Source organism: Geomonas sp., assembly GCF_056994735.1.
Genome location: NZ_JBXKJL010000130.1, coordinates 26277 through 50828 on the forward strand (window position 1 = coordinate 26277; position 24552 = coordinate 50828).

Annotated in this window: 20 protein-coding genes; 2 read left to right on the plus strand and 18 right to left on the minus strand. The window is 61.5% G+C overall.

Annotated elements, in window-relative coordinates; genetic code table 11:
* Nucleotides 1-292: 292 nt before the first annotated feature.
* A complete protein-coding gene (locus AC11W3_RS06310) occupies nucleotides 293-838 on the minus strand; it encodes a helix-turn-helix domain-containing protein (RefSeq protein WP_484089863.1) in 546 nt (181 codons plus the stop codon).
* Nucleotides 839-1191: 353 nt separating this feature from the next.
* Here AC11W3_RS06310 and AC11W3_RS06315 point away from each other — a divergent pair, with 353 nt between their 5' ends.
* Nucleotides 1192-2064: a bifunctional 5,10-methylenetetrahydrofolate dehydrogenase/5,10-methenyltetrahydrofolate cyclohydrolase gene (locus AC11W3_RS06315; protein WP_484089862.1), complete on the plus strand. Its 873-nt coding sequence runs from the start codon at nucleotides 1192-1194 to the stop codon at nucleotides 2062-2064.
* A gap of 88 nt (nucleotides 2065-2152) precedes the next feature.
* Here AC11W3_RS06315 and AC11W3_RS06320 read toward each other — a convergent pair whose 3' ends face one another.
* The 17 genes from AC11W3_RS06320 to AC11W3_RS06400 all read right to left on the minus strand — a co-directional run bounded on the left by AC11W3_RS06320 (nucleotide 2153) and on the right by AC11W3_RS06400 (nucleotide 24124).
* A complete protein-coding gene (locus AC11W3_RS06320; RefSeq protein WP_484092667.1) occupies nucleotides 2153-4015 on the minus strand; it encodes a type VI secretion system Vgr family protein in 1863 nt (620 codons plus the stop codon).
* 24 nt (nucleotides 4016-4039) lie between these two features.
* Nucleotides 4040-5167, minus strand: coding sequence for a type VI secretion system baseplate subunit TssG (gene tssG, locus AC11W3_RS06325; RefSeq protein ID WP_484092668.1), 1128 nt, complete (start codon nucleotides 5165-5167; stop codon nucleotides 4040-4042).
* On the minus strand, nucleotides 5131-6924 hold the full coding sequence (gene tssF, locus AC11W3_RS06330) for a type VI secretion system baseplate subunit TssF (protein ID WP_484089859.1): 1794 nt from the start codon (nucleotides 6922-6924) through the stop codon (nucleotides 5131-5133). Before tssF ends, tssG begins: the two co-directional genes overlap by 37 nt.
* A 62-nt stretch (nucleotides 6925-6986) precedes the next feature.
* Nucleotides 6987-7442 (minus strand): type VI secretion system baseplate subunit TssE, encoded by a 456-nt coding sequence (tssE, locus tag AC11W3_RS06335; protein WP_484089858.1) that lies wholly within the window; start codon nucleotides 7440-7442, stop codon nucleotides 6987-6989.
* A gap of 10 nt (nucleotides 7443-7452) precedes the next feature.
* Complete coding sequence (locus tag AC11W3_RS06340) at nucleotides 7453-7935, minus strand: Hcp family type VI secretion system effector (protein WP_484089857.1); 483 nt, start codon at nucleotides 7933-7935, stop codon at nucleotides 7453-7455.
* A gap of 207 nt (nucleotides 7936-8142) precedes the next feature.
* Nucleotides 8143-9630, minus strand: a complete 1488-nt coding sequence (gene tssC, locus AC11W3_RS06345; protein WP_484088375.1) for a type VI secretion system contractile sheath large subunit — start codon at nucleotides 9628-9630, stop codon at nucleotides 8143-8145.
* 13 nt (nucleotides 9631-9643) lie between these two features.
* Nucleotides 9644-10165, minus strand: coding sequence for a type VI secretion system contractile sheath small subunit (gene tssB, locus AC11W3_RS06350; RefSeq protein WP_484092669.1), 522 nt, complete (start codon nucleotides 10163-10165; stop codon nucleotides 9644-9646).
* Between the two features lie 18 nt (nucleotides 10166-10183).
* The gene (gene tssA, locus AC11W3_RS06355) at nucleotides 10184-11503 is read right to left on the minus strand and encodes a type VI secretion system protein TssA (protein ID WP_484092670.1); all 1320 of its coding nucleotides are present in this window, start codon (nucleotides 11501-11503) and stop codon (nucleotides 10184-10186) included.
* A gap of 83 nt (nucleotides 11504-11586) precedes the next feature.
* Complete coding sequence (locus AC11W3_RS06360) at nucleotides 11587-15075, minus strand: type VI secretion protein IcmF/TssM N-terminal domain-containing protein (protein WP_484088372.1); 3489 nt, start codon at nucleotides 15073-15075, stop codon at nucleotides 11587-11589.
* Nucleotides 15072-15752 (minus strand): DotU family type IV/VI secretion system protein, encoded by a 681-nt coding sequence (locus tag AC11W3_RS06365; RefSeq protein ID WP_484092671.1) that lies wholly within the window; start codon nucleotides 15750-15752, stop codon nucleotides 15072-15074. The genes AC11W3_RS06360 and AC11W3_RS06365 overlap by 4 nt, the downstream gene beginning before the upstream one ends.
* 24 nt (nucleotides 15753-15776) lie before the next feature.
* Nucleotides 15777-17168 carry a type VI secretion system baseplate subunit TssK gene (tssK, locus tag AC11W3_RS06370; protein ID WP_484088370.1) on the minus strand — a complete coding sequence of 464 codons (1392 nt, stop codon included), beginning with the start codon at nucleotides 17166-17168 and terminating at the stop codon, nucleotides 15777-15779.
* On the minus strand, nucleotides 17168-17698 hold the full coding sequence (gene tssJ / locus AC11W3_RS06375; RefSeq protein ID WP_484088369.1) for a type VI secretion system lipoprotein TssJ: 531 nt from the start codon (nucleotides 17696-17698) through the stop codon (nucleotides 17168-17170). Before tssJ ends, tssK begins: the two co-directional genes overlap by 1 nt.
* 806 nt (nucleotides 17699-18504) lie before the next feature.
* A complete protein-coding gene (locus AC11W3_RS06380) occupies nucleotides 18505-18780 on the minus strand; it encodes a hypothetical protein (protein ID WP_484088368.1) in 276 nt (91 codons plus the stop codon).
* Between the two features lie 361 nt (nucleotides 18781-19141).
* A complete protein-coding gene (locus AC11W3_RS06385) occupies nucleotides 19142-20437 on the minus strand; it encodes a phenylacetate--CoA ligase (protein ID WP_484088367.1) in 1296 nt (431 codons plus the stop codon).
* Nucleotides 20431-20982 carry an indolepyruvate oxidoreductase subunit beta gene (locus AC11W3_RS06390; RefSeq protein WP_484088366.1) on the minus strand — a complete coding sequence of 184 codons (552 nt, stop codon included), beginning with the start codon at nucleotides 20980-20982 and terminating at the stop codon, nucleotides 20431-20433. Before AC11W3_RS06390 ends, AC11W3_RS06385 begins: the two co-directional genes overlap by 7 nt.
* Nucleotides 20979-22793, minus strand: coding sequence for a thiamine pyrophosphate-dependent enzyme (locus AC11W3_RS06395; protein WP_484092672.1), 1815 nt, complete (start codon nucleotides 22791-22793; stop codon nucleotides 20979-20981). The genes AC11W3_RS06390 and AC11W3_RS06395 overlap by 4 nt, the downstream gene beginning before the upstream one ends.
* 434 nt (nucleotides 22794-23227) lie before the next feature.
* The gene (locus tag AC11W3_RS06400) at nucleotides 23228-24124 is read right to left on the minus strand and encodes a M28 family peptidase (protein WP_484092673.1); all 897 of its coding nucleotides are present in this window, start codon (nucleotides 24122-24124) and stop codon (nucleotides 23228-23230) included.
* A 312-nt stretch (nucleotides 24125-24436) separates the two neighbouring features.
* On the opposite strand from AC11W3_RS06400, the gene AC11W3_RS06405 reads away from it, so the two are divergent.
* Nucleotides 24437-24552: FKBP-type peptidyl-prolyl cis-trans isomerase (locus tag AC11W3_RS06405; RefSeq protein WP_484092675.1), on the plus strand; the 116-nt coding region annotated here is incomplete at its 3' end.

Consider the following 24552-nt stretch of genomic DNA (forward strand, 5'->3'; position numbering starts at 1 on the left):
CTCCTGTTTTCAATAATGGTATGGGAACCGGCTCTCTTGCAATTTGACGAGTTCAGGGCCGACTCTTTTTCAGATGACTGCGATTCAACCTTCTGGTCAGCTTGCGCCCTTCGACAGGCTCAGGGCGAACGGATATCTCTTCTCAGGCGCCCTTCGACAGGCTCAGGCCGAACGGATATTACCTCTCAGGTCTTTCAAAAGGCTTTGAAGTTCCTTCCTTCAAGACGCTTCTGGCCGGACCGGTTGACTAGGTAACCGTTGGTGCCGAGACTGTCGAAGCACGCATTTATCCTTAGTAGTAAAAGGTCGGCGGCGTCACGACCCACAACAGGGTGGCCGCGCCTTTGCCGAGGTTCTTGACCGTGTGCTTTCTGTCAGAGGAAAAGTAAAAGCACTCGCCCTTGTCGACGGTGTAAAGCTTGTCGTCCAGCCTCAACTGCACCTTGCCGGAGATGACAAAGCCGAACTCCTCGCCCTCGTGAACCGGCTGCTCGTCCATTTCGCCACCAGGATCGAGGGTCACCAGCACCGGGTCCATGTCACGGTTCTGGGCGCCCGGCACCAGGAGTTCCACCTTGATGTGGTCACCGTCGTCGGTCGCCTGCACCCGGGCATCCTTGCCGAAGACGATATCCTGGTCGGACTCCTCGCTGAAAAACTCCTGCATGCTGATACCGAAGACGTCGATGATGTCCTTCAGGGTCGCGATGGAGGGCGAAGTGGCGTCATTTTCCAGCTGGGAGATGAACCCCTTGGTCACATCGGCGCGGCTGGCCAATTCCTCCTGAGTCAGGGAGTTCACCATCCTCAGTCGTTTCAACCTCTCACCGATCTTCAAGCAGTCCTCCGAGTTTAGTGTTGGTAAACATTTTGTATTTTCCGGAATCTAGCATGTCCTCTTCGTTTGTGCAATGAAAAGTTTAGTAATGGTATACTTCCTGTTTAATATTTGAATACGTTAATTTCGAAAACTGCACCCTCTGCCGCAATTTCAAGAAGTTCCGCCTCCGCGACAGGAGCGAAGCGAAGGGCGCCCCCCTTCACCACCCCAACCCTCGTTCCCAAATAACGTATACCTTTCGAGGTGTTGTAAACATTGAGCGGATGTCGCCTTTGTGGTAGTAGTCACCCGCAGGTCCGAAAGGGGGACGCCTCCCCTGCCGGCCCGGTTGAGGGAAAGGAAGGATAGCCATGAGAATATTGGATGGTAAGGAGTGCGCCGAGAGCCTGGTTGCGGGGATCGCGCGGCAGGTCGGCCTGCGCGTGGAGTCGGGGCTGCGCAAGCCGCACATGACGGTGATACTGGTGGGAAGACATGCGCCGAGCGAGTCGTACGTGAAGTCGAAGATCGCCACCTGCGCCCTTTCCGGCTTCGAGAGCAACCTGGTCCGCTTCCCGGAGACGGTCAGCGAGGATGAGCTCCTGAAAAAGATCGATGAGATCAACGACGATCCCTCCACTGACGGAGTGATCGTACAGTTGCCGCTCCCGGGGTATATCGATCCGCAGCGGGTGATCAACGCCATCTCGCCGGAAAAGGACATCGACGGCTTCCACCCCACCAACTTCGGGCGGATGGCCCTGGGACAGAAGGCTTTCCGGCCTGCGACCGCCTATGGGATCTGCAAACTGCTGCAATACTACCAGGTGCCCGTCGCAGGCAAGCACTGCGTCGTCATCGGCCGCTCCAACATCGTGGGCAAGCCGATCTCCATCATGCTGGCCAACGACTTCGACATCGGCAATGCCACGGTCACCCTTACCCACATCGAGACACCGCGGCAACTCCTCGTGGAAGAAACGCGGCGCGCCGACATCGTCATCGTAGCGGTCGGCATCCCCGGCTTTCTCAGCGCCGACATGGTGAAAGAGGGCGTGACCGTCATCGACGTCGGCATAAACAGGCTCGAAAACGGAAAACTGGTGGGGGACGTGGATTTTCAGACAGTGGCGCCGAAATGCTCCTGGATCACCCCGGTGCCCGGCGGAGTGGGCCGCATGACTGTCGCCGCGCTGATGATAAACACCCTGATCGCCTATGAGCAGAATTTCCAACTAGCATAATATGTCAGGGCGCCATCCCCTGCCGAAATGGCGCCCTGTCACTCAATCCTCCGGCCTCAACAAGCTCATCTGAGTGGCCGGCGTCCCGTCAATAGTTAGCCTCGCCACCGGGGCCCTTGATGGCGATTCCGGAAGAATCGAGAACAATGGTGCTCGGGCCGCAGACGAGACTGACTCTGTTCACGGCAGTGACAACTATTTCATCGCCTACCAGAGATAACCGCTTCGACACCCTGATACTCATAGCGCCACCGACTGTACTTTCGGAATCCCGGGAGACCGAGATATTGAAGTTACCGCCGACCTCCATGGAGTTGTTCCCTTCAACCCTCTCCGTCTGATCGGCCCCGACAGACAGAGAGCGGTCGTTGACGACCTGCAGGTGCTCGTCGTTTCCTACTTTCTGGTCCTTGTCATGCCTGACCACTATTTGCAGGTCCCTTTCCCCATGCAGATAGATCTCTTCATGCCCCTTCTTATCTTCAAACCTTAGCTCGTTACTGCCACCCCCTCCCGGGGTTGAGTTGGATTTAATCGTGCTCTTGGTCTTTTCGGCGGGGAGATGATAGTGCGGCATGTTGAGGCCGTGATGGACCCTGCCGGTAATGATCGGCCGGTCCGGATCCCCTTCGAGGAAGTCCACGATTACCTCGTGACCGATCCTGGGGATGAACATGGCCCCCCAGCCAGCGCCGGCCCACAGTTGGCTCACCCTCACCCAGCACGAGCTGTTATCGTCGTTTCTCCCCTGCCGGTCCCAGTGGAATTGGACCTTGACCCGGCCGTGCTCGTCGCAGTAGATCTCCTCTCCCTGCGGCCCGACCACGATCGCCGTCTGAACTCCCTGCACGCAAGGCTTCGGCGTCACGCGCAAAGGACGGTACGGAACCTCCGCGGGGATGCAGGTGAAACCGTTCGAGTAGTCGAAGTAGCCCCCCTCCCGCACGTCCTGATTCGCGTCGTGCTCGACCGAGACGATGACGAAGTCCCTGCCTGACCTTTCCCTGCGGTAGAAATTGTTGAGGGTGAAACGATAGCCGCTGGCGAAGGCACGGCAGGTGCTGGTTCCGATCATGGTGGTGATCTGTGCCTCCTCTTCCTCCATGCGGATTCTGGCCACAGCGTCACCTTCAGCCTTTCTCCCGTACTCCCCCGGATAGTCGTAGATCTCCCGATTGCCCGGGCCGATCTGGTGCTTGCTGGGGACCTCGACATCGAGGGACGCGTTCGGGATCTGGAAGTTGAAATCATTTAGGGCGTATTTCCCCGCCCGGATCTCCTGGACCTGCTCCAGCGAGGTCACGACATCCTCGTCCTGCGGATCCACCTGATAGCTCGCCGTCTTCTGCCCCGGGCACGGGAGGTTCGCCTGCGGCGCGTCGGCCATGATCATCTTGTGCTTGCCGTTACCGTGCTCGAAGAAGTAGTGGATGCCCTCCTCTTCCAGGAGCCTGGAAACGAAGTTGAAATGGGTCTCGCGGTATTGAACGCAGTACTCGCGCTTGCGGTAGCTCCCCTGGAGCTTCGGCTGAAAGTCGGAGAAGCCATGGTCCACGAATACCTTCTCCACGATTTCGGGAACGGACATGTTCTGGAAGATCCTCGAATCGGCGCTACGGGAAAGGAGCCAGAGCCAGGGGACGACGGTGGCCTGGTAACGGGAGACAAGGGTATCGTCTCCGGTGGTTCCACTGCCGCTTTTCTGGACGAAGCGCGACACGATGCCGTTGAAGAACCTCTTACCACTCGAAGGCAGGTCAAGGGTCAAGGTCACACCCTTCCCGATGATCTCAGTAAAGGAAATGGCCTGGTTCTCCGAAACCAGCGAGAGTTGGAGGTTGAAGAGCCTGGATATCCCTTCGCTACCGGTCACAGACTCGACCAGCAGGACATCCCTGCCGAGCGGGGTGGCGATTGTGATATGTCGGTTATCCTGGTTGAAGAGGGCCATGGTTCCTCTCACGCCTTTCCGGTACTAGTTGCCCGCGCCCCGCCGGCTATCCTCGCTCGTGAAGAAACGCCCGGCCGTCACTTCCCCGTCACGCGTCGCCTCCTGCCGGTGTCTCTGCACCACCTCCGCAAGATCCTCCATCTCGAAAGCGGCGTGCGGGTCGTGGTCCAGCGGCACGCCGGGAGACCTGATCCAACCGGTCCAGCCCAGGCGGGAGCCTCCCTCTATCCCCCCTCCGAGCATGAGGCAGGGCGCATCCTCGCGCTGGAGAATGACCTGCACCGCGAAATCGTACTCGATCCCGCCCTGGAACCGGACCAGCGAAAGCAGGGGCCCGAGCCGATCGCCGCCCGGCAGGAACCTGACGTAGGTGTCGAACGGCATTGGTCCCAGCTTCAGGCAAAACTTGCTCTGGATATCCCACAGCTGTGACCCACATACCGTGTCCACACCGAGCCTGCTGTTGGCCTTGCCAACCGCGGTCCGCTCCTCCGGCTCCAGAGTCAGCAACCGGGGCACGAACTGCTCCACCTCTGCAGAGACCTGGAAGTGGTAGCGGACCAGGGCCTCGACCGCGGCAGCAGTGGGGACCCGTCGTGCCATTACTCCGCCCAGGTACATGGGCGAGTTCCCGGGGAGGCCGAGCTTCTCGAAAAGGTGATCACTCCCCAGGCCGATGAGGCAACGGAGATGGAAGGAGAAGCGGTCGCTCCCGTCGGGGCGGTAGGTCACAGGGAGCCGGTTTTTCTTCCACGCCAGGTAAAAAAGCGACAGCAGCCGGTGCTGGAAGATATCGAGAAAGGCCCCCAGCGCGCGGTCCTTTCGCCCCTTGCGCTCCAGCGCCAGTTCGTTGTACCAGCGGGGCAGCACCCCCGACGGTCCGATCAAGCCCAGGAAGGAGACCTCCAGTACCGGCTGACCGCCCCCCTCGGGAACTTTAAGATCGGCAATGTCGCTGGGAGGAAAGGCGAACCCCGGCTGTACAGAAAAGCGCACCGGCTCCATCCCTGGAAGCAGTTCACGCCCCAGGCCATTTCCCCCTTGCGCCATCCGTTCCAGGATACTGACGGCCTGGAAGAAGGTGAAGCGGTAGAACTCCCTGAAAAGCCGGTCTCTTACAGAAGGATGCGCCTGCCGTTTCTCGGTGGCCATGCTTTGAGCCTTTCCTTTCGCTGCAGCGTCTCCGCCACCAGTCGGGTGAAGGAGTTGAGAGAGACGTACTCGCCGATGAAGCGCTCGAGGACGCAGGCAAAGAGGTAAAGCCCGGTCCCGACATACTTCTCCTCGTCGAACCTGATGGTGACCTCGACGCCGCGGCAAAACGACGGCCCTACCCTCTTGGTAACGAACTGCGAGCGCAGGGATACGATGCCGTTGATCTGCTGCTTCGTCGCGGGAGAGTCGTCGAAGTCGTAGAGCTTCAGTATCTCCTTCAGGGTCTCGCCCTCGTCGTCCAGCAGCGGGAGGTAATTCAGGGAGAGGTGGGAAATGAGGCGCCACTGGAGGGGGCCCCCCAGCACGGGTCGCCGCGGCAGCGTTGGCTTGACGACGCAGCGTATCGCGGCAAGCGGAGCCGCGAGCTCGGTGTCGAAATCTCCCGCAGGGTCACCTATCGGAAGACGTCCCGGCAGGCCGCGATTGGTACAGGTAACCTGGAGATGGACCACCTCCGCGCCGGGAATGACCGGGTCGAAGTCGAGATTGGCGAAAGAGATGTAGACGTCGGTGCCGTCGTCGTTTCGGCCCTGTTCCCGACGCAGATGCCAGTAGGCGTGGGACGAGCCGCCCGGCTCCTCGAGATAGTGGCTGAGGGAGTAAAGTGGCCGGTAAAGCGTTTCCTTGTCCGCCCCGGTTGTCGTTGACATCACGCGGTCGACGCTGAAGACTTCAGCTGCCCCTCTACGGCGAAGATCCGGCACGATCTGGTACTCGCTTAGCTGATGGTCGATGTTGATCGGTTCCGCCGTCTTCCTGAAGAGGTTCACCACCGGGGTTGCGTTCAGGCAGAAGGTGCTCCTGGTAACGAGCACGTCTGAGCTGAGGCCCCTGTCGAAGTAGAAGCTGACCTCGATGCTTCGGCCCACCTCCCTTCCCGCCAGTTGGCCGAGGCCGCAGAGATCGAAGAAGAGGAATTTCTCCGGAAAAGCAAAGAATTGAAAAAGGAGGGAGTAACCGGAAAAGGTGCGGCTGTCGTGGGGAATAATGGAGTCATCGGGCTTGAAACCGACCTCCCTGATGTCGTCAGGCCGGAGGGTGACGGTCTCCTTCCCTCCTCTGGCATTGCTCCACGACAGTTCGAGGTGGCAGAGATTGTTGAAGATACGCTCGTACAGCAGGTAGACGTCCTGCGGTTTGCCGTTGAGGAAGAAGCGGAGCTCCTTTAGCGAAAGCTCTCCGAAGTCGACGTTGTCGGCGGCCTGCAGGCGGATGTTCAGGGCCTGCTGGGCATTGCGGGCCGGCTTTTGGGGCGGGCTGAGCACCGCCGACGCCACCTCGATCGGCCAAAGTGTGACGGGATAGCCGGTGGTGAACTGGCAGGGGGTCCCTTCAACCGGCTTCGAGTAGAGCACCGTGTTCTTGTCTATCAGATAACCGGTCGGCGGTACGGCCTGCGTGAGTGGCTCGAATGAGGCCACCGCCATTGACGGTACGGGTGCCACGTAATGCGGGTAGAGCACCTGGAAGAGGGCTTCGGTGATCTCGGGGAAATGGTCCTCGATCCTCTTGTGGAGGCGGCCGGTCAAGAGGGAGAAAGCCTCGATCAGCCGCTCGGTGTGCGGGTCCTCGCACTTGTCCGGCGCCAGTTGGAGCCTTGCGGCGATCTTCGGGTACCTGCGCGCGAACTCCGCCCCCATCTCGCGGATGAAGTTCAGTTCCCGCTGGTAGTAATGGAGTAAGTCGTCGCTCATGGCTTTCTCCGACCTGTCCGACCTGTCCGACCTGTCTGACCATTGTGAAAAAAAAGGGGGGGCTACTGTGGGACTTCGTAGTCACCCCTGTTGATGTCGAAGAAGGTGTCGAAGCTGACCGGCTCGGTGCCCCGGTCCATTTGTAGAAGGGCGGTAATTCTGAATCGCAGGCGGCATTCCTTCTGGTCCGGCTCCTCCACCTTTACCGTCACATTCGAAAGTCTGGGTTCGAAGAGCCGCACGGCCCGCTCGATCTCCAGGCGAAGCTCGGCGCGGACCGCAGGGCTTGCCGGACTTTGCGAGCTGAAGTCCCTAAGCCCGTAACCGTAGACGGACCGCCCTACCTCCTGGCACGAATCGGGAACTTCCGGCCCGAAATATTTCGTATTGAGCAGGTTTTCCAGATCCTGCGCGACGGCGGATCTCGCGTCACTGTAGCTCAGGCGGGGGTACCGGGCAGACTCACGCGAGGCGTCCGGATCGTCGTCGATGAGCCTGTCCAGTATCGAGGCATGCATCATCCAGCTCCTAGAGGACCTTGTTGGACTTGATGTCAAAGGCGAAAGGGACCTCGCCCGCCGCGGCACCCTTGGCGTCTTGGGCGGTGTAGGTGACCTGGAACTTGGCGAAATTCAGCCCCACGTTTTCGGTGAGGCGGTCCTGGCCCCCGGCCCCGCCGGTGGAGACCGAGGAGACCAGGCAGTCATTCAGCTTCAGTTTCAGGTATTCAAGCGGTTTCTCCCCGGCCTTGCGGACCACCAGGTTGATCTCCTTGATGTGCTGCCCGTTGCAACAGGCCTTCATCAAGAGGGGACTCGACTTGTCGATGTACTTGGTGACACTGATGTCCTGCACGTTGACCTTGCCGGACCCGCCCCCTCCGCCGGTGTGCGCGCTCCCGGACTGCGAGGCCCCCCAGCTCCAGGCCAGGATGTCGATCTCGTCCTTGTGGGAGTCATCGTGAGATTCTCCCTTGATTCCGTCGACCTTGAGAAACATATCTACAGCCATGGTTTCCTCCTTTTGTGCTCGTTGCCCCTTTTTCAACTATTGGGGGGACCGCCCTCCCCCCGCGAAGCAGCATCCGTTTCAATGGCGGTCTCCCGACCGCGAACCGCGGCACGTGCTTCGACAGGCTCAGCACGAACGGCTTCGGCGCATTGGGTCCCTAGCCCCTAGCCCCTAGTCCCCAGCCCCTAGCCTCTAGCCCCCAGCACGCTACGCCGCCGGGGCCGGCAGGTTCGCCACCAGTCTCAGCGAAACGGTCAGCTCGTCGAGCTGGTAATGGGGTTTGAGATAGGCGATGGCGCGGTAGGCCCCAGGCTTCCCGGGAATCTCCGTCACGTCCACCCTGGCCTCGCTCAGCGGGAACTGGGCCTTCATCTCCTGCCCGGCATTGTCATCAAGAAGGACGAACTTCGCGATCCAGCGGTTCAGGTAATCCTCGGCATTCTTCCTGGTCATGAAGCTGCCGATCTTGTCCCTCATCATCGCCTTCAGGTAATGGGCGAAACGTGACACCGCCATGATGTACTGCAACTGCGAAGAGAGCTTGGCATTTGCGTTGGCGGCGTCGGAGTCGTAGGTCCTGGGCTTATTGGCACTCTGGGTGCTGAAGAAGGCGGCGAAGTCGGTGTTCTTGCAGTGCACCAGGGGGATAAAGCCGAGATCTGCCAGTTCCTTCTCGCGCCGGTCCGTGATGGCGATCTCGGCTGGACATTTGTGCGCAACGTCTCCTTCGTCAGTCCTGAAGGAATGCACCGGCAGTCCCTGCACCAGACCGCCCCCCTCCACACCACGGATGGCGGCGCACCAGTGATATTTGGCGAAGGAATCGGTGAGCCTCGTCCCCATGGCGTAGGCGGCATTCCCCCAGAGGTACTTGTGATGGTTCGTGCCGTCGACGTCCTCCTCGAAGTCGAAGGACTCGACTGGCTCATTGAGCTTGCCATAGGGGAGCCGCATGAGGATGTGCGGCAGGACCAGCGCCACGTATCGGGAGTCCTCGGAATCCCTGAACGACTTCCACTTCGCGCACTCCACGCTGTGAAAGATCCTGGAAAGGTCTCTCGGCCCGCCCAGTTCGGTAAAGGAGTCCAGATTGAACATCATGGGCGAGGCGGCCGAGATGAAGGGCGCATGGGCCGCCGCGGCCACCTCGGAGACTTTTTGCAAGAGGACCAGATCCTGCGGGTTGCTTCCGAACTCATAGTCGCCGATCAGCGCGCCGTAGGCGGCGCCGCCGAACATGCCGAACTCGTCCTCGTAGATCTTCTTGAAAAGAGTTGACTGGTCGAACTCGGCGGCGTTCTCCATATCCTTCAGGAGGTCCTTCCTGGAGACATTCATCACCCGTATCTTCAGTGTTTCGCCGCTCTCGCTCTGCTGCACGAGGTAGCTCAGCCCGCGCCAGGATGCCTCCAGTTTCTGGAACTCCTCATGGTGCAGGATCTCGTTCAGCTGCCGGGAGATCAGCCGGTCTATCTCGGCGATCCGGGCGTTGACCACCAGCTCGATGTCGTCGGAGACCGCCACCTTCCCCTCCATCACCTGCTTCACGAATTCTCCGAGCATGTCCCGGGCCCACCCCTTCTGGGTCTCGTCCCGGGCCAGGCGCCCTTCCTGGATGATCCGGTCGAGGAGGGAGCCCTGCACGCCCCCGGTCTTTTCTGCGGAGTTCCGCCCTTCCCGTTCAAGCTCTGCCATGTGTTCCTCCTCCCTATTCGGTTCCGGCCGGAAGTTCCACGCCGGCCTCCTTGCCGATTTTTTCCAAGGCCTCGGTACTGGAGACAGCCGCCAGCAACAGCTCGTCGAGCCTGTCATTTCCGTCCAGCATGTTCAGGAGGTCCGAAAGCCGCTGACGGGCCTCGACCAGCTTCCGTAACGGCTCGACCTGGCGGACCACCTGCTCGGGGTGGAAGTCGTGCAGCGACCGGAACCGAAGCTCCACCGCAAGCTTCGAACCGTCGCCGGCGAGTTTGTTGTCTACCGTCAGCGCCAGCCGCGGCTTCATCGCCGACAGGACGGTGTCGAAATTGTCGCGATCGATCTCCACGAACTTGCGCTCCTTCATCTTCGGCAGCGGCTCGTCCGGCTTCCCGGAGAGGTCGGCCAGCACCCCGACAACGAAGGGAATCTCCCTGGTCTCGACGGCCCCGCCGATCTCCACATCATAGGTGATCTGCACCCGTGGCGCCCTCACCCTGTCTATCTTGTGCTGCAGGCTCTCTTTCCCCGTCATGATCTCCTCCTCGCCGGTTTATTTCGCCGAATCCAAAGCCCTGGTCACGTCCATGGTGCAGATCTTCCTGAAGAGTTCCCTGGCCCGAGAGGCCTCTTCGTCACTGTCTTCCCCCGAGATCAGGCACTGGTAGAGGGCCTCGCAGATCTCCGCGATCCAGAAGGGACATTCCCACTTCTCGAGCTGCAGTTCGGTGATCGTGGTGTGCAACTGCTCGACGATGGGGCGCGCCAGTTCCGGCCTCCCCGCCTTCAGGCAGAGCTTCGCCACCAGGAAACGGTACCGACAGCGACCGCGCTCGGAGGACTGGCTGCTCGCCACCGACAGGAGCAGGTCCAGGGCCGGCTTGAAGCCCCGGCTCTGCATGATGGAGAACGCCTCGTTCCAGAGCTGCGTCTCCTGCGCCCCGCCGGAAGCGCCGGCTACCGGACTCTCGTCTGGCGCGTCCCCGCCCGAGAATAAACTCCCACTGACAAGGCATTCTCCTGTCTCAGCTTTACCCGGACTATCGGCGGCCACGACTTCGCCCCCCTCGCCCCCTCCGCTCTCCTCTGCCACCTCGTCGAAGGCATCGCTCAGCCCCTTCTTTTCCACGGCGATCTTCATCACCAGGCGTTGGCATTCCTCGAGGGCCTTTCCCACCATCGAAAGGCTCGGCGCGTGCGGTCCGAATTTCTGATCGACGAGAGTCTCGAGTACGGCAAACCTGGCCACCGCCGCGGAGAGGGCGCCGGCTAGCGAGCGATAGAAAGAGGGGGAAGAGTTGGCGACCGCACTGTCGAATTCCTCCGGGGTAAGCTTCCCGTCGGAGAGGAGATGCTCCCTTACCTCCCCCCTCGCGTTCGCGACCTCGCTCGACTCCTGCCATTGGAGGTATGAGAAACCGGCGGTCGTCCTCGGATCGGTTAGCGGGATCTGCCTCACCGTGGCCGAGATCCTGTCATTGAGGAATTCAAAGGGGGCGGCGCGGTAATCATAGTCGTCCCCGTCCAGGTGCGGGTGGACCGTCTCCCAGAATTTGTCGAGGAGCCCTCCCAGGATGGACATTCCGGTCCCGATCCCCTCGAAGCCGTCCCTGTGGGTCAGCGCCTCGGTCAGCCAGGTCGCCACCAGCAGGTCCTTCGATTTTTCAGCCAGAGAGTCAAGCGACAGCGTTATCACCCGCTCCCACTCCGGGCTTTTCCCCTCCCGCTGCCATTCCCCGTCCGGGATGGCGTCCTCCGAACGGCGCGCCTCCCTGATCTCGTCGTAGATAGCTGAGTAGCGGATATCGACCCCTTCGGGGTTGTCGTCCGAGATCGGTGAGAGGATGGCTGCCATGTCGATTGCGGTTCTCATTGGCAACTCCTTTAACTCATGAAATCACCGCGGGCAATTCCGGCAGCGTTTCAGGCGCAAAGGCCCGCGGGCCGCGAATGTCCTTAATCCCAGCATTCCGTGATCTTGGCAGGCACCTGTGCCGGTAGGCCCTTCCCTGCCGCCGCGCCGGCTGAGGCGATACCCTCCCCGCCGAAGATCTGGTAGACCGGCCTGATGAAGCTGATACCCATCCTGCCCAAGGCGTCCTTTTCCCGAGGGAAGTCCCGCGGACCGAAGGTGTGCCGCCCCCCCGGGAAGTCATGCAGGAAGTCCGGTAGCCCGCGGTACCTCTTGCTGAGCAGGAGGTCTCCCACCTCCATCCGGAAAATAACCTCTCCGCATTCCGGCGACCAAACGAAGGTCCTGGTGACGGGGTAGTTCAGATTTTCCATGGTCTGCGGACCGGCGGGACATTGCAGCTCAAGGCGCGTGCGCTGCGGCTTTATCTTCGCCTCGACATTGGCGTCAGTGGGAAGCCCCTTTAGGGTGAGGTTGTAGTTCTGCCTCGGCGCCGCGTCAGCTGCTGCCTGGGCGACCTTGGCCTTGGCCCCTTTGGCGAGAAAGGCATAGAACCCTGCCTGGAAGGGGATCGATCCTCCCAGCGCGCTCTTCGAGTAATAGCCGCGACCGGGGGTCCACCCCATGAAGGGGTCGGCCGAGGCGCTGACGAACTTCCACACCGGCCCCTCCTTCCCAAGGAGGTACTGGAGGGTCTGCGGATCGCCGGCGCCCTGCACCTCCTTGAGGACCTTCTCCTCCCACTGCCGCTGCAGGGAGCAGGCGGTCTCCATCCTGACGTAGGTTCCGTAGAAGGTGATGGGGCTGGAGATCAGGCGGGCGAAGGTATCGTCTCCCCGGCCTGGGGTCAGCGCGGAGTTGAGCCTCTGGGCCGCATCCGCAGCCAGGTAAAGGGGGGACTTGCTCAGTGCGGCATCCTCGCTGAAGACCTGCTGCGCCATCTGGTATGCCAGGTTTCTGGACTTCGCCACCGGCGCTACCTGGGCCAGGGCGCCCAGGTACTCCTGCACCGTCCTGGCCGCGGACGCCTGTGGCTCCAGGCTCGCCAGCGCAGCCCCCTCCCGGCCCGGCAGGCGTCCGGGCTTTTCGGGAAGCGTCCTCCCCGGGATCGCGGCTGCCGTGGCGCCTGCCGCCGGAGGAGCATTCTTCAGCGCCTGGTACCGGTAGAGCTGGGCGATCCAGGGGGGGACCCCATCAGAGATCCCGAAGGCCTCCAGCTCGGCCACCGCCCTCTTCATGAAGCCAAGATACGGCCCCTGCTCGCTCCCCATGATCTCGGCGACTCTCTGCCACTCCTTGGCCCCCACCAGCCGTTCCTGTCCTTTCGGAAAGAGGTCCGCGAACCGCTGCCAAGCCGCAAAGCACGAACTCCGGTACCACTTCTCAAAGCGGATTCTCTCCCTTTCCATGCCGGGCCCTGGATAGGCCGCAGCCAGCTCGTTCACCAATGCGGTCACCCGCTCCCTCCCCTTTCTGGTAAAGGCCGGCGCTATCACCGGCTCGGAAGCGAGGTTGCGGGAGCCCCCCCAGAACGACGCGAGGGTGATGGCGGCACCGGGCGCCTGCGTCCGGGCTGAAGCGCCCTCCGGCGCGTTGACGAAGTCGAGGAGCCAGGCCAGGTTCGCCCCCTTTACCAGAGAGAGCTGTTTCAGCAGGGAGTGCATCGCCTGCACCTCCTTCTCCAGTTCGGGCTTGCCGGAGCGCCAGACCAGGTAGTGCAGGTACAGGTCCCCCAGCTTGCCTGTCGCTCCCGGCTCGTCCCCCTGCTGAAGCTGCGCAACCGGGTAGGAAGGAAGGGGTTTCGCTTTGAGCTGATCGAGCCCCGCCCCAGCCAGCCGGGCCTGCAGAAGATTCATGCGGCGGCTCAGGTGGATGACATAGCTGCCGGAGAGGTCGTCGGGAGTGCTCAGGGAGAAGGAGGCGATCGCCTCACTCATGCTGCGATCAAGGGAGAGGAGGAAGCGGTCCCGGAACAGCCTGCAGTACCGCCCTTTCAGCGCGGCCTCCACCTTCAGGCTTTCCTTGAGCCCGAATCGCGGGGTCCACCAGTCGCGATTTTTCCGCTCCACGGCCGCGATCATCTCTTGGAAGCGGTCCAGGGAGGCAAGGTCGGTCGGGAAGTCGCGGTTAAGCTCCGGGGTCTGATCGATCACAGCCGACGCCTCCCGAATCGTCGCCGCATTTTTCAGGAAAGACAGGGTCAGCAGCCCGCAGAGCCCGAGTCCGGCCACCCCCCACGACGCTAAGCCAACGTTCCGCGTCACGCCTCTCCACAACATGCTCCGGGAAGTCGGGGCCGCGAGCCACCGGTCGCGGGGGAGCACCTTGTCGAAAAAGTCATGCAGATAAAGCCCCCGGCTCGTCCCGGTGCCAACCTCGTGCTTGCCGACCGGCCCCTGCTCCGCCCCCGAAGCGTTCGACAAGGCCCCTTCCTGCCGCCCGCTGGATAGATAGATCCCCCTGAGGAGAGGCGTGTCCTGATAGGGGTTGTCATGGAACGCGGCCTTAAGGTAGATCTCCAGGTGAGCTCGCAGATGGTCCAGCTCGTCCGGGAAGAGGAGGAAAGGAGCCCCGGCCGGAGGCGCGTCCGGTTCATTCAGCAGGAGGAGCCTGAGGCGCTTCAGACGGTCCGAGAGGAGAGAGCCAAAACGCTTCAGATATCCGTCCAGGTCGGTCGACACCCCCTCGTTTACCACCCCCACGGCCTGCTCCACGACCGTTTCTGGAAGGCGCCCGGCAAACTCGGTCATTCCCGGGATCAGGTCGCACTTGGTGACCAGGGTATAGACCGGGAACTTTGTTCCCAGGACATGCATCAGCTCGTCCATCCGGCGCCTTACCTGCAGACCGTCCTTTTCCAGCTCCCCATGTGAAGTGGTCACGAGCCTGTCTGCCGCCACCGTGACAATCAGGCCGTCGATCGGCGCTCTCTTCCGGGATTTCACCAGCAGGGACAAGAATTTATGCCACTCCTCGTTGTCAGGCTCCGAGGCTGGCATCGTGTACCTGCCGGCGGTATCGAGGAGGACGGCGTGGTCGAAGAACCACCAGTCGCAGTTGAGTGTCGGGGTGCCCCCGCCGGTGGGGGTGCTCTCGGCGAAGGGGGATGAGAGCCCGGAGCCCTTGATCGCCGTGGTCTTGCCGGAGCCGCTTGCACCGAGCACCAGGTACCACGGCAAAACGTAGAGAGGGTTACCTTGCTTCTTCAGGTGGCAATGCCTGAGGATCGCCATCGCCTCCCGCCAGGCATGCTGCAACTCCTGCAAATGGGCCTGCTGGGGGCTGGACTTCTGGAACCGGGCCTGGCCCTGCTCGACCACCTCCTGCACGGGCTCCTGGTCCTTCTTCCTGACCATCACCTTCTTGGCGAAGAGCGCTCCCAGCACGAGGCACGCCAGGACCAGCAACACGCAGACAGCCACCCACGACGGCCATCTCATCATCAGCACATAGCCGAAAGTAAGGAGTACAACGAGGATGGCGGCGACACCGATGAGCGAGTATCTGACGCAGTTGAGCAGGATCTCTTTCAAGGTCCCCCCTGCTGGGAGAGTCTCCCGGCCATTCCGCCGAGGGCAAAGGTGTAGATGAGATAAAGTGCCGCGAAGAGGACGACGGGAGCCGCCAGCACAATCATTGTCACCGCGGTGAAGCGAAAGCCCCCGCTGTGTGGCTTCGTCTCAACCGGCTGCGGAGATAAAGCCTCCGGGAAAAGCACCACTCCTTCCAAACCAGGGGTGCCACCCGAAGACCCCATGACCGTCTTCAGGTTCGAAGTTTTCAGCTGATCCAGCAGGAACTCGTCCGCAGGGTTGATGAAGCGCCCCTTGAAACCGAGCGCCAGGCAGAGGGAGTACACCTCCCGGAGGTCGCGCCGTTCGATGCCGAGGTTATTTAGCCGGTCGAAGACCTCAACTCCGGCCCCAGTGGTGTGGTAATAGACCCGCTGCAGCTGTTCCCGCTGCCACAGATGGCGGTCGCTCCAGTCGGAGGCGAGCATGACCTCATCGGCGAAAGCGCAAACGACGAAGCGGGCCTCATCGAACTCCGCGGGATCGATCCCGCCGTTTCGGGACACCTTTTCCGCCTGCGAGAGGAGGCGCTGGACCTCGCCCCTCATCTGCCCGTACTGCGGCCGGTCGGCCTGCGACGCATCGCGGAAGGCAACCACACAGGCTAGAACCGGCATGAAACAATCGGTGAGGTGCATGAACACTCCTTACGGGTGCAAGGCCTACGACCTTTCCGCGATCATCAGTGCGGCCTCCAGATCGTCCGGGGCGTCATCCCAGTAGAGGGCGATATTGTTCCCCGTTTGGACGAAGTCCCAAAGGTCGCACCGGCTATCGATGGCGAAATAGAAGGAGGACCCGCGGCGGGGCAGCTCCTGGGGAGGATTTGTCAGGTGCTCCAGGGGAATGCCGGGGAGCGCCCGGGCGATCAAGAGGGGAAGCCTGTCGCGCGACGCCAACTTGGCCGTAGGAAGTGACTGCAGCACCAGCTTCGGGTCATCCTCGGTCTTCAGCACCAGAAAGTACCTGTTGCGGCTTTCGAACTGCGCGGGCTTCATCTCCGCGGCGAAGTAGGTCCCATCGTAGGCCAGCGGGAGAACGTATTCCGGCCCTGCGGTGATCTCGTCCAGGAGCCTCAGGATCAGCTGGTGGGCCGGCTCGAAGCAGGCCCCGAGGTTCCGGTGGTCGTACTCCGGGATCAGAGCGGTTCCTTCCGCTGCCGATTCGCCCAGGACCGTGATCGTCTCCGAGAAGCTGGAGAGCTCTCCGATCAGCTGCCTCAGCACCCCGTAGAGGAGCCAGGGATGAACCTCGCCAGCCTCGAGGAAATGGAAAAGCTGCGGGACGTAGCGATTCAGCGTGCGCAGTGCAAGGAGGTAGACGAGGTCGCGGGAACCGAACTCCGCGCTCTGTATCCCCCTTTGGCGCTTGCAGCCTTCCAGCTGCCGGCTGCGCGAAGCAAGTTGATCCCGGATCTCCCTGACAGTCTCGAGGAGCGCGGGGGAACTGGCCACGGTCAGGCAGGGAGGTATGAATTTGCTGGAAACCCCGATACCTTCCCGCGTCCTCTCCAGCTGGGCCACCGGGATCAGCTGGTAATCCCCCATCTCCTCGATCTCGTTCTCCCACAAGATCTTCAGCACGAAATCGAGCCGCTTCACCTCCCCCTTCGGCCCCCCTGCGTGCAGGTCAGGATAGGAATCGCCGTCGGAGGGAACCGCAAAGCGGGTGGTGACCTTGGAGAGGGTGTCGAGGGTCTCGAGGTGAGTGACGTTTTCCGAGGAGTCGCTCCACTTCTTAAGCCCCAGGTAGACGGTGAGGGGCTTTCCGCCGGCGACCCATCCCTCCTCGAAGGAACGGGATTCCAGAAGTGCGGCGCCGGGGAAGGCCACGTGGGCGCCGTCGGGAAAGAGGAAGGTCCCCTTGGAGATATGGAATGAGCCCGTGCCCAGGGCGGCAGCCTCGATCGACATCTCGTAGATGCCCCAGAAGTGCGGCGCCAGGTAGCGCTGGTAGGGGATGAGCAGGGATTGGACGCAGCGGTCCGCCAGCTGAAAATGCTGCGGCTGCAGGAAGAGCCCCTGGTGCCAGAAGATCGATCTCTCGACGTCCATCATTTCACCTTTGCGCTCTGTATTTGGTGGGCGCCGAGTTCCAGGCTCACCGTGCTCTCGGTGTCGCCGTGACCGCTCGACAGGGGCAAGAGCTCGATCATCCTCTCCTTTCCGGTGCCGAAGTAGCCGGCAGCAATGCCGAGATAGCGGGCGCCTTCGGCATGCTCGTGCACGTCCTTCACCTCCTGCCCAGGCTGCACCACGAGATGCTTGGCATTCACCATGCTGCCGTCGAAGCGGTCGCACTCCATCAGGCGGGATAGCCCTTCCCGCTCCTTGGCCAGTTGGCTGAAGGTCATCGGGTCCTTGAGCTGGTAGAGGCATACGAAGAGGGTGTGGGCGCTCCTGTTATAGCGATTCAGCTGCGGGTCCGCCTTGATCAGCAGGGTGATTGCCCCCCTCCCGACTTGAGGCGCTCCGGGTACTTCCGCCGGTCGCTGCAGATCGACTGGCTTCTTCGCAGACGAGGAGCACGAACAGCACAAAAAGGACAAGGCGGCGATTACGGAAAGTCTTGTCGTTCCGGACATTACACTTCCTCCGGGTATGCGATCGTCGTCCTTATCCCCTCGCCCTGTGCATGAGGGGGAGGGTTGAGGGCCGGTGCCGCCAGCGTAGGTGGTGTGATCCAGAGCAGAGCCGGCATCGGAAACGAAGCGAGTCTCGATGAGGGGGAAAGGGATCGGGAATCGTGAAGAAGACGGGAGGGATGGGCGTTGTCGCGACGGGTGTAAGCCCCTGAAGTGGTGGTCAATTTGAGTGCTGCACCTGCGGGAGGGCGTTGCAGATAGGGCAGCAGCGCGCTGGAGCGTCGAGTGCGAGGTTCCATAGCCACATCCTGTACCTGGTTTTGTGTCAGGTTGCCGGTCGAACAGGACAGGATGTCGCTATTGACCCTTTACCAACCTGGACAGAAATCCTGACGAGGGTGCCTTACCGGATACTCTAATTTTCTCCTTGCCATCAACGTCGTGTGTCCTTTGCTGAAAGCGTTCTCGGAGAAGGTCCGATTCCACTTCTGCGGTCTTCCCCTCCCCAAGGAAGCGGAAGACCGGTTCTCGAGCCCCGCTACAAGTCCTCATTCAATCGCACAAAGTGCAATGCCGTCTCGGTAGGGAAACGAGGCTCAGCAGATGATTCACGATACCGAAACTCGTTTCAATTGCAATCCGTGAAGAAACTTTTTCACCGGGGTTTCTATTGCGGAAGGCTATCCATGGCGGTTGTGGGAGGGAGAGAATGTGGGTCTAAGTGGAATGCTACCGGGAGAGGATAAGAAAAACCGGCACGGGGAAGCGCCGGTTTGGTTCTGCCAGGAAACGAAATAGGTCTTTTATCAGCAGCTCGCCTTCAGGCAGTCGGTCATTGAACTCTGCAGCTCCCTTACGTGGTCCACCACGGCTTTGACACCATCGGGAGACCCGCACTTGCAGACTTCCTTGATCTGGGCAAGGAGTTCTTCCAGATCAGCCATCCGCTCCTGCTCATCGTCCATCAGCAAAAGCATCTTCAGCCCTATCAGGAGGCTCTCCATTCTGAGCTTGGTCAGGACATCGATCCTGGAATCCTTCAAGGTGCCGAGGCAACGGTTGATCATATTATATTCGTTCATGTTATTTCCCCCTCGACATGCTGGTGAACCCTGAACACCCGTCTCTATATCCAAGCATCGTGCCAAAGTGGGGAAACATCCGGGAACGTAATATCAGGGAGTTACCAGCCAGCCAACCGCGGTGTGAAGGTAACGGGGCTGTGAATTTTTTGGCGACGCAAGCGGCCGCCGTAGCTAAAAGTCGTGATGTCAACGACTTATACCGAAGTGTAAAAAAACGGTACTGTGAATTTTTTTACACCCTCCGCCCTGGCTGCAATGGGGCCCCTTGGAAAAGAAAACGCCCGCCCCCCCGAGCGAAAGTGCAGGGGGAAGACGGGCATGGTGGTGGAAGGTGACGGAGGAGGGACCGAAGGGGGATCTACTCGAACTTTCTCCCGTCGAAGATCCTCTTGGTTTTCTTCTCGGAGCGCGGCATGCTGCCGTAGTCGACCAGTTCGACCTCGCACGACACCAGCAGGGTGTGCTTGATGCCGGAGGTGATCCACTTCCGCACCTGGTCCTCGGCCAGCCCTGCGTCGATACTGGCGCGCTCCACCCGGACCAGCATGAAGTCCCGCCCGTCGGCCTTGTGCCCCAGGTGGACCTGGTACTCGCTTCCGATCCCCGGTATCCCGTTCAGGACCTCGTCGATCTGGCCGGGATAGATGTTGACGCCGCGGAAGATGACCACATCGTCGGAGCGCCCGAGGATCCGGTCGTGGCGGGGGAGCGAGCAGCCGCAGGAGCAGGGTCCTTCGATCAGCCGGGTCAGGTCGCGCGACCTGTACCTGATGAGCGGCGCACCTTCCTTGCAGAGCGTCGTGTAGACCATCTCGCCCACCTCGCCAGGCGCGACAGGCTGAAGGGTGATGGGATCGAGGATCTCGAGGATGTAGTGATCGGCCCAGTAATGAATGGCGCTCCCGTGACCGCAGGAAAGCCCGGTCCCGGGCCCGTAGAGCTCGGTGAGGCCGGTGATGTCGTAGATGTCCTTTACCCCGAGGCACTCTCTCATCGTTTCCAGCATCGCGGTGCTGCTCCGCTCGGCGCCGAGGATGATCTTCTTGAGGTTCAGCTTGTCACGCAGCCCCTTGCTCTGCACCGCTTCGGCCAAAAGCAGCCCCATCGAGGCCGTGCAGCAGAAGACGGTGGTCTGCAGGTCGATCATCAGGCTGGTCTGCAGTTCGAGGTTGCCGGGACCGACAGGGATGGCCAGGGCGCCGAATTTCTCGCAGGCCTGCTGGAATCCCGCGCCGGCGGTCCACAGGCCGTAGCCCACGGCGATCTGGACCCTGTCCTCGCGGGTCAGCCCGGCGAGCTCGTAGCAGCGGGCGAACATGTGCTGCCAGTCCTCGACGTCCTTCTGGGTGTAGCAGAGCACCTTCCTCTTTCCGGTGGTTCCCGAGGAGGCATGGATCCTGACCAGGTCGGCGAAGGGGGCGGAGCGCAGGGCGAAGGGATAGCCGTCGGAAAGGTCCTGTGCGGTGAGAAACGGGAGTTTCTCCAGGTCATCGAGAGAGGTTATGCCGTCCGGAGTTATCCCCGCTGCCATGATCCTTTCACGATAGAAGGGGGAGTTCTCGAAGGCGTGCCGCACGGTCCACTTGAGACCTGCCAGTTGATGTGCGGCGAGCTCGGCGGGTGAGGTGACTTTCGAGGGAAATCTTTTCAGCATCCGCTATCGGCCTCCTTGCTCTGGCCAAGGCCCGCCTGGAATGCAGCAAGCGCACGCGCCAGTTGTTTTTCTTTCCCCGCCATCCTCTGGCGGATGACCTGTTCGACCTCCTCAGGAGTGCAGAAGAGACGCCCCGGTTCGCGAAGGGCCCGTCCCAGGACGATCAGGTTGACCGCCTGCGGGTCGCCCAGGGAAAGGGCCAGGGTATCGGCATCGATCGATGCGGTCGGATACGCCGCCGCTTCCGGCAAGGCTTCCCGGGCATTGGTGGCGATGAAGCCGCTCCCCTTTAGGAAGTGGAGGTGCAACGCCACGGTCTCGGGCTTCAGCGCCACGAGGATGTCCGCCTGCGTCGGCCGCACCAGGGGACTGGCGAAGCCGCCGACCTTGAGGTGCGAGACCACGATGCCGCCCCGTTGCGCCATGCCGTGAGTTTCGCTGGTCAGGACGGGAAGGCCTTTGGCGATGGCTGTCTCGGCCAGGAGCCTGGTGATGAAGAGTATCCCCTGGCCGCCGACCCCGCTTATGATCAACTGTTGCTTCATGCCCTCTCCTCCAGTCGAACGGCTTTGGTCGGGCAGACGTCGAGGCAGACCCCGCAGCCGCTGCAGATCATGGGATCGACCGTGACCTTTTTTGTCTCCGGGTGGAATATCAGCGCAGGGCACTCGAATCGGTCGGTGCAGATCCGGCATCCGATGCAGCTCTCCGCCACCTTCGGCTGCCGGCGCTTCTGCCGCGGAGCCGCGCGGTCCACCAGGCAGGGACTCTTGGCGATAACGACCGCGACACCATGCTCGTCGGAGAAGGAGACCGCCTCCTTGAGCAGCGCGGTGAAGCCCGGGAGGTCCAGCGGGTCGGCGGTCTTGACGAAGCCGACGCCGCACCCCTTGACGATGCCGGCGATGTCGACCGCCCGTCCGGCCGGCGTCCCGTGGGCCGGTGTAGGCTGATTCCCCGTCATGGCGGTGGTGACATTGTCGAGGATCACCAGGACGAACCTTGCCCCCTGCGCCACCGCGTCGATGAGCGGCGGAATGCCGGCATGGAAGAAGGTCGAGTCCCCCACGGTGGCGATGATGTCACGCTTTTGTCCGGTGACGCGGTACGACTGATAGAAGCCGGCGGCCTGGCTGATGGAGGCCCCCATGCAGAGGACGGTATCGACGCCGCCGAGGTTGACCCCCAGGGTGTAGCAGCCGATATCGCTCGGATAGATCCCTTTGGGAGCAGCCTTCTTGATGGCATAGAAACTCGCCCTGTGCGGGCAACCCGGACAGAGCGTGGGGCGTCTTCCGCCGGATGCCGGGGCGGGGGTCTCCGCCAGGGGAGGGAGTCCCGCGAAGTCGGCAACAATGCGCTCGACTATCTCCGGCAGCAGTTCACCCGCCTCCGGGACGGCGCCGGAAAGCTTGCCCTTCACCTTGTAGCGGTCCCTGAGCTGCATCTCGATGACGCCCATGGTCTCCTCGAGAACCAGTATCTCGTCGAAATCCTCGAGGATCGACTCGGCAAAGGCGGTGTGGAGCGGGTAAGGCTGGATCACCTGGTGGAAGGAGATTTCCCCCCAAAGGCCCAGATCCCCCAGCACCTCCTTTACGTAGCTGGCAGCCGGACCCGAGGCGACGACAGCCTTGCGGCTTTTCACCTCCGGGTTGAGGCAGCGCGGAGCGGTCGGCTGATGAGCCGCGATGCCGACCAGCTTCTGGTTCAACTCCAGGTGGAGCTGGTAACGGAACTTCGGGGTGGCGGCCCAGCGTGAGGGATTTTTCTCGAATGCCGCCGGTCTTTCCAGGCGTTGAACCGGCAAGAGGGCGATATCCTGGCAGGCGTGGCAGACACGCGTGGTGGGGCGCAGCATGACCGGTATGGAGAATTTTTCCGAAAGCTCGAAGGCGGTGCCGGCCAGTTCGCGGGCCTGTTCCGGGGAATCGGGATCCAGCACCGGGATCTTGGCCAGCATGGCCATCAGCCTGCTGTCCTGCTCCGTCTGGGAAGAGTGCGGGCCGGGATCGTCGGCGCTGACCACCACGAAGCCGCCGACCACGCCAAGGTAAGCCGCGCTCATCAGCGGGTCGCTGGCCACGTTGAGCCCGACCTGCTTCATGGCGGTAGCCGCCCTCAACCCCGTCTGGCTGGCGGTGTAGGCGATTTCCAGGGCGACCTTTTCGTTGACCGCCCACTCGACGTGCATATCCACGCCTTCGTGCTGCTGCCACTTCTGGACTGCGGTCAGGATTTCCGAGGCGGGAGTGCCGGGATAGGAAGCCGCGACGACGCAGCCGCTCTCGACCAGCCCCCGTGCCAGGGCCTCGTTTCCTTGCAACAGTTTCCTTTGCTGCTCCTCAATGGACATTGTAGACCTCAACTGACCTACCCCCATGCCGGTGACTGGCAGAGGACGCAGGTCGCGCAAAAGGTGATTAGCAAAGGGCGCATTTTTGCGCCATATTGGAAGATTGTCAACCGGAAAGGGCTTTGAGCGGGAAAGTTGACTGTTGGAAGGTGGTCGGCAAGGTCCGTTTTTTCACAGGAACTCTGGCGGGGAGGGGGAACATTCTCGGGCCGGGAGCGCCAAAGCGAGGCAGGCAGGCCCCCCTCCGTGCACGGGGGGAGAGCCGGGCGTTTCGTCTACAAGTGAAGGGAGTTGGAGACTGGCGGGGGGACTTTGTCGGACCCGGGGAATCAGCAATCGTCCTGCACTCCCCGTTATCAATGGCGACCTCACGTCCCCCCCTTGTCAAAGGGGGGACAGGGGGGATTTGCCTTTGTCTGTGCAAAGGCGTGAGTTCAACATTTCACCGAGAACGCCGCGACTGCCGTCGCGACTGCAGCCATGAATCGGTAGTCGAGCGTATCTGGCAAATCACCCTCCTTGTGGTAGTTCGGATTCCGGAACATCACCGTATCGTTCAGCATGATCGCCGGGTAATCCCTTTCCCAGAACGAGGAATGATCACTGAAGCGTAGCTGCGGTGCAACGTAAGCCTGGGCGGGCGCGGCAAACCCCACCGTCTTCAGAGAAGGGACCCTGTGTCGCGCCACATCGAGGAAGGAGTCCATCAACGCCTTCGACGGGCCATTGGCAACCACGGCCAGAAAATCCCCTTCCCTGGGCATTTGGATCCCGACCAGCCTGGCCAGCAAAACCCCGCGCTGCTTCTTTGCGGTGAAGCCTATGCACTCGAGGATGACGGCACCCTGATAGTGCGCGCCTTGCCTGCGTGCCTCCCGGGCAAAGAACCTGCTCCCGCGCCTGATGATGTGGGTGAAGGCCTGCGGCTCCTCCAGGGTGAAGGCCACCAGTTCCAGCCGCCGAAGTGGCTTTTCTTCGTGGAGGAGGCGGGTTATTTCCAGCAGCGCCGCCACCCCGCTGGCGTTGTCGTCCGCGCCGGGAGTGTCGCGGTTGCCGTCGTAGTGGGCGCCGATCAGCAGTGCCGGAAGCTCGGGGCGGCTACCCTCGGTGGAGGCGATGATGTTGCGGTATTTCCGCTGCTTGAACTGGAAGTACTGGTTTTTCACCTGGAGCCCGTGAGAGAGGAAGACGTCCTCCACGTATTTCGCCCTGCGCTCCAGCTCATCGTAGTTGTCTCTGCCATGTCTAAGCCCGGAGAGGTTATTGACGTGCTCCCGCAGGTTCATCTCCTGTGCCTGAAAGGAGACTGAATTTGCAGCTTGATCAGGCATAGCGGCACCGCCAGACAGTAGAAATGGTTAAACGAAAGGGTCCAAAGAGAGATCGGATACGGCCATGACAGTAACGTTGCCACAGGATACTACATTCGCAAGCTGACACTAGATTCCCGCTTACACCCGCGGGAATGACTTCCGGTGCGCTCCCCGTCATCCCCGAATGACTTTATCGGGGATCCAGTCGGACCGTGTCCACCTTGGCCCAAGGAAACCCGTCCGGTCTACGCTATCTTCGCCACCCCCTCCCTAGCGGATTCGTCTGCGCCTGATAAACTTCCCCTATCCTAAAGAGCACAGGGGGGGAACATGCCTCATGCCAAGTTCGGAAGCACCGTCCTTGTCCACTTCACAGCAACTCTCAAAAACGGAAAGGTCGTGGAATCGACCGCCGGGGGCGATCCGCTCCGGATCACGGTGGGAGC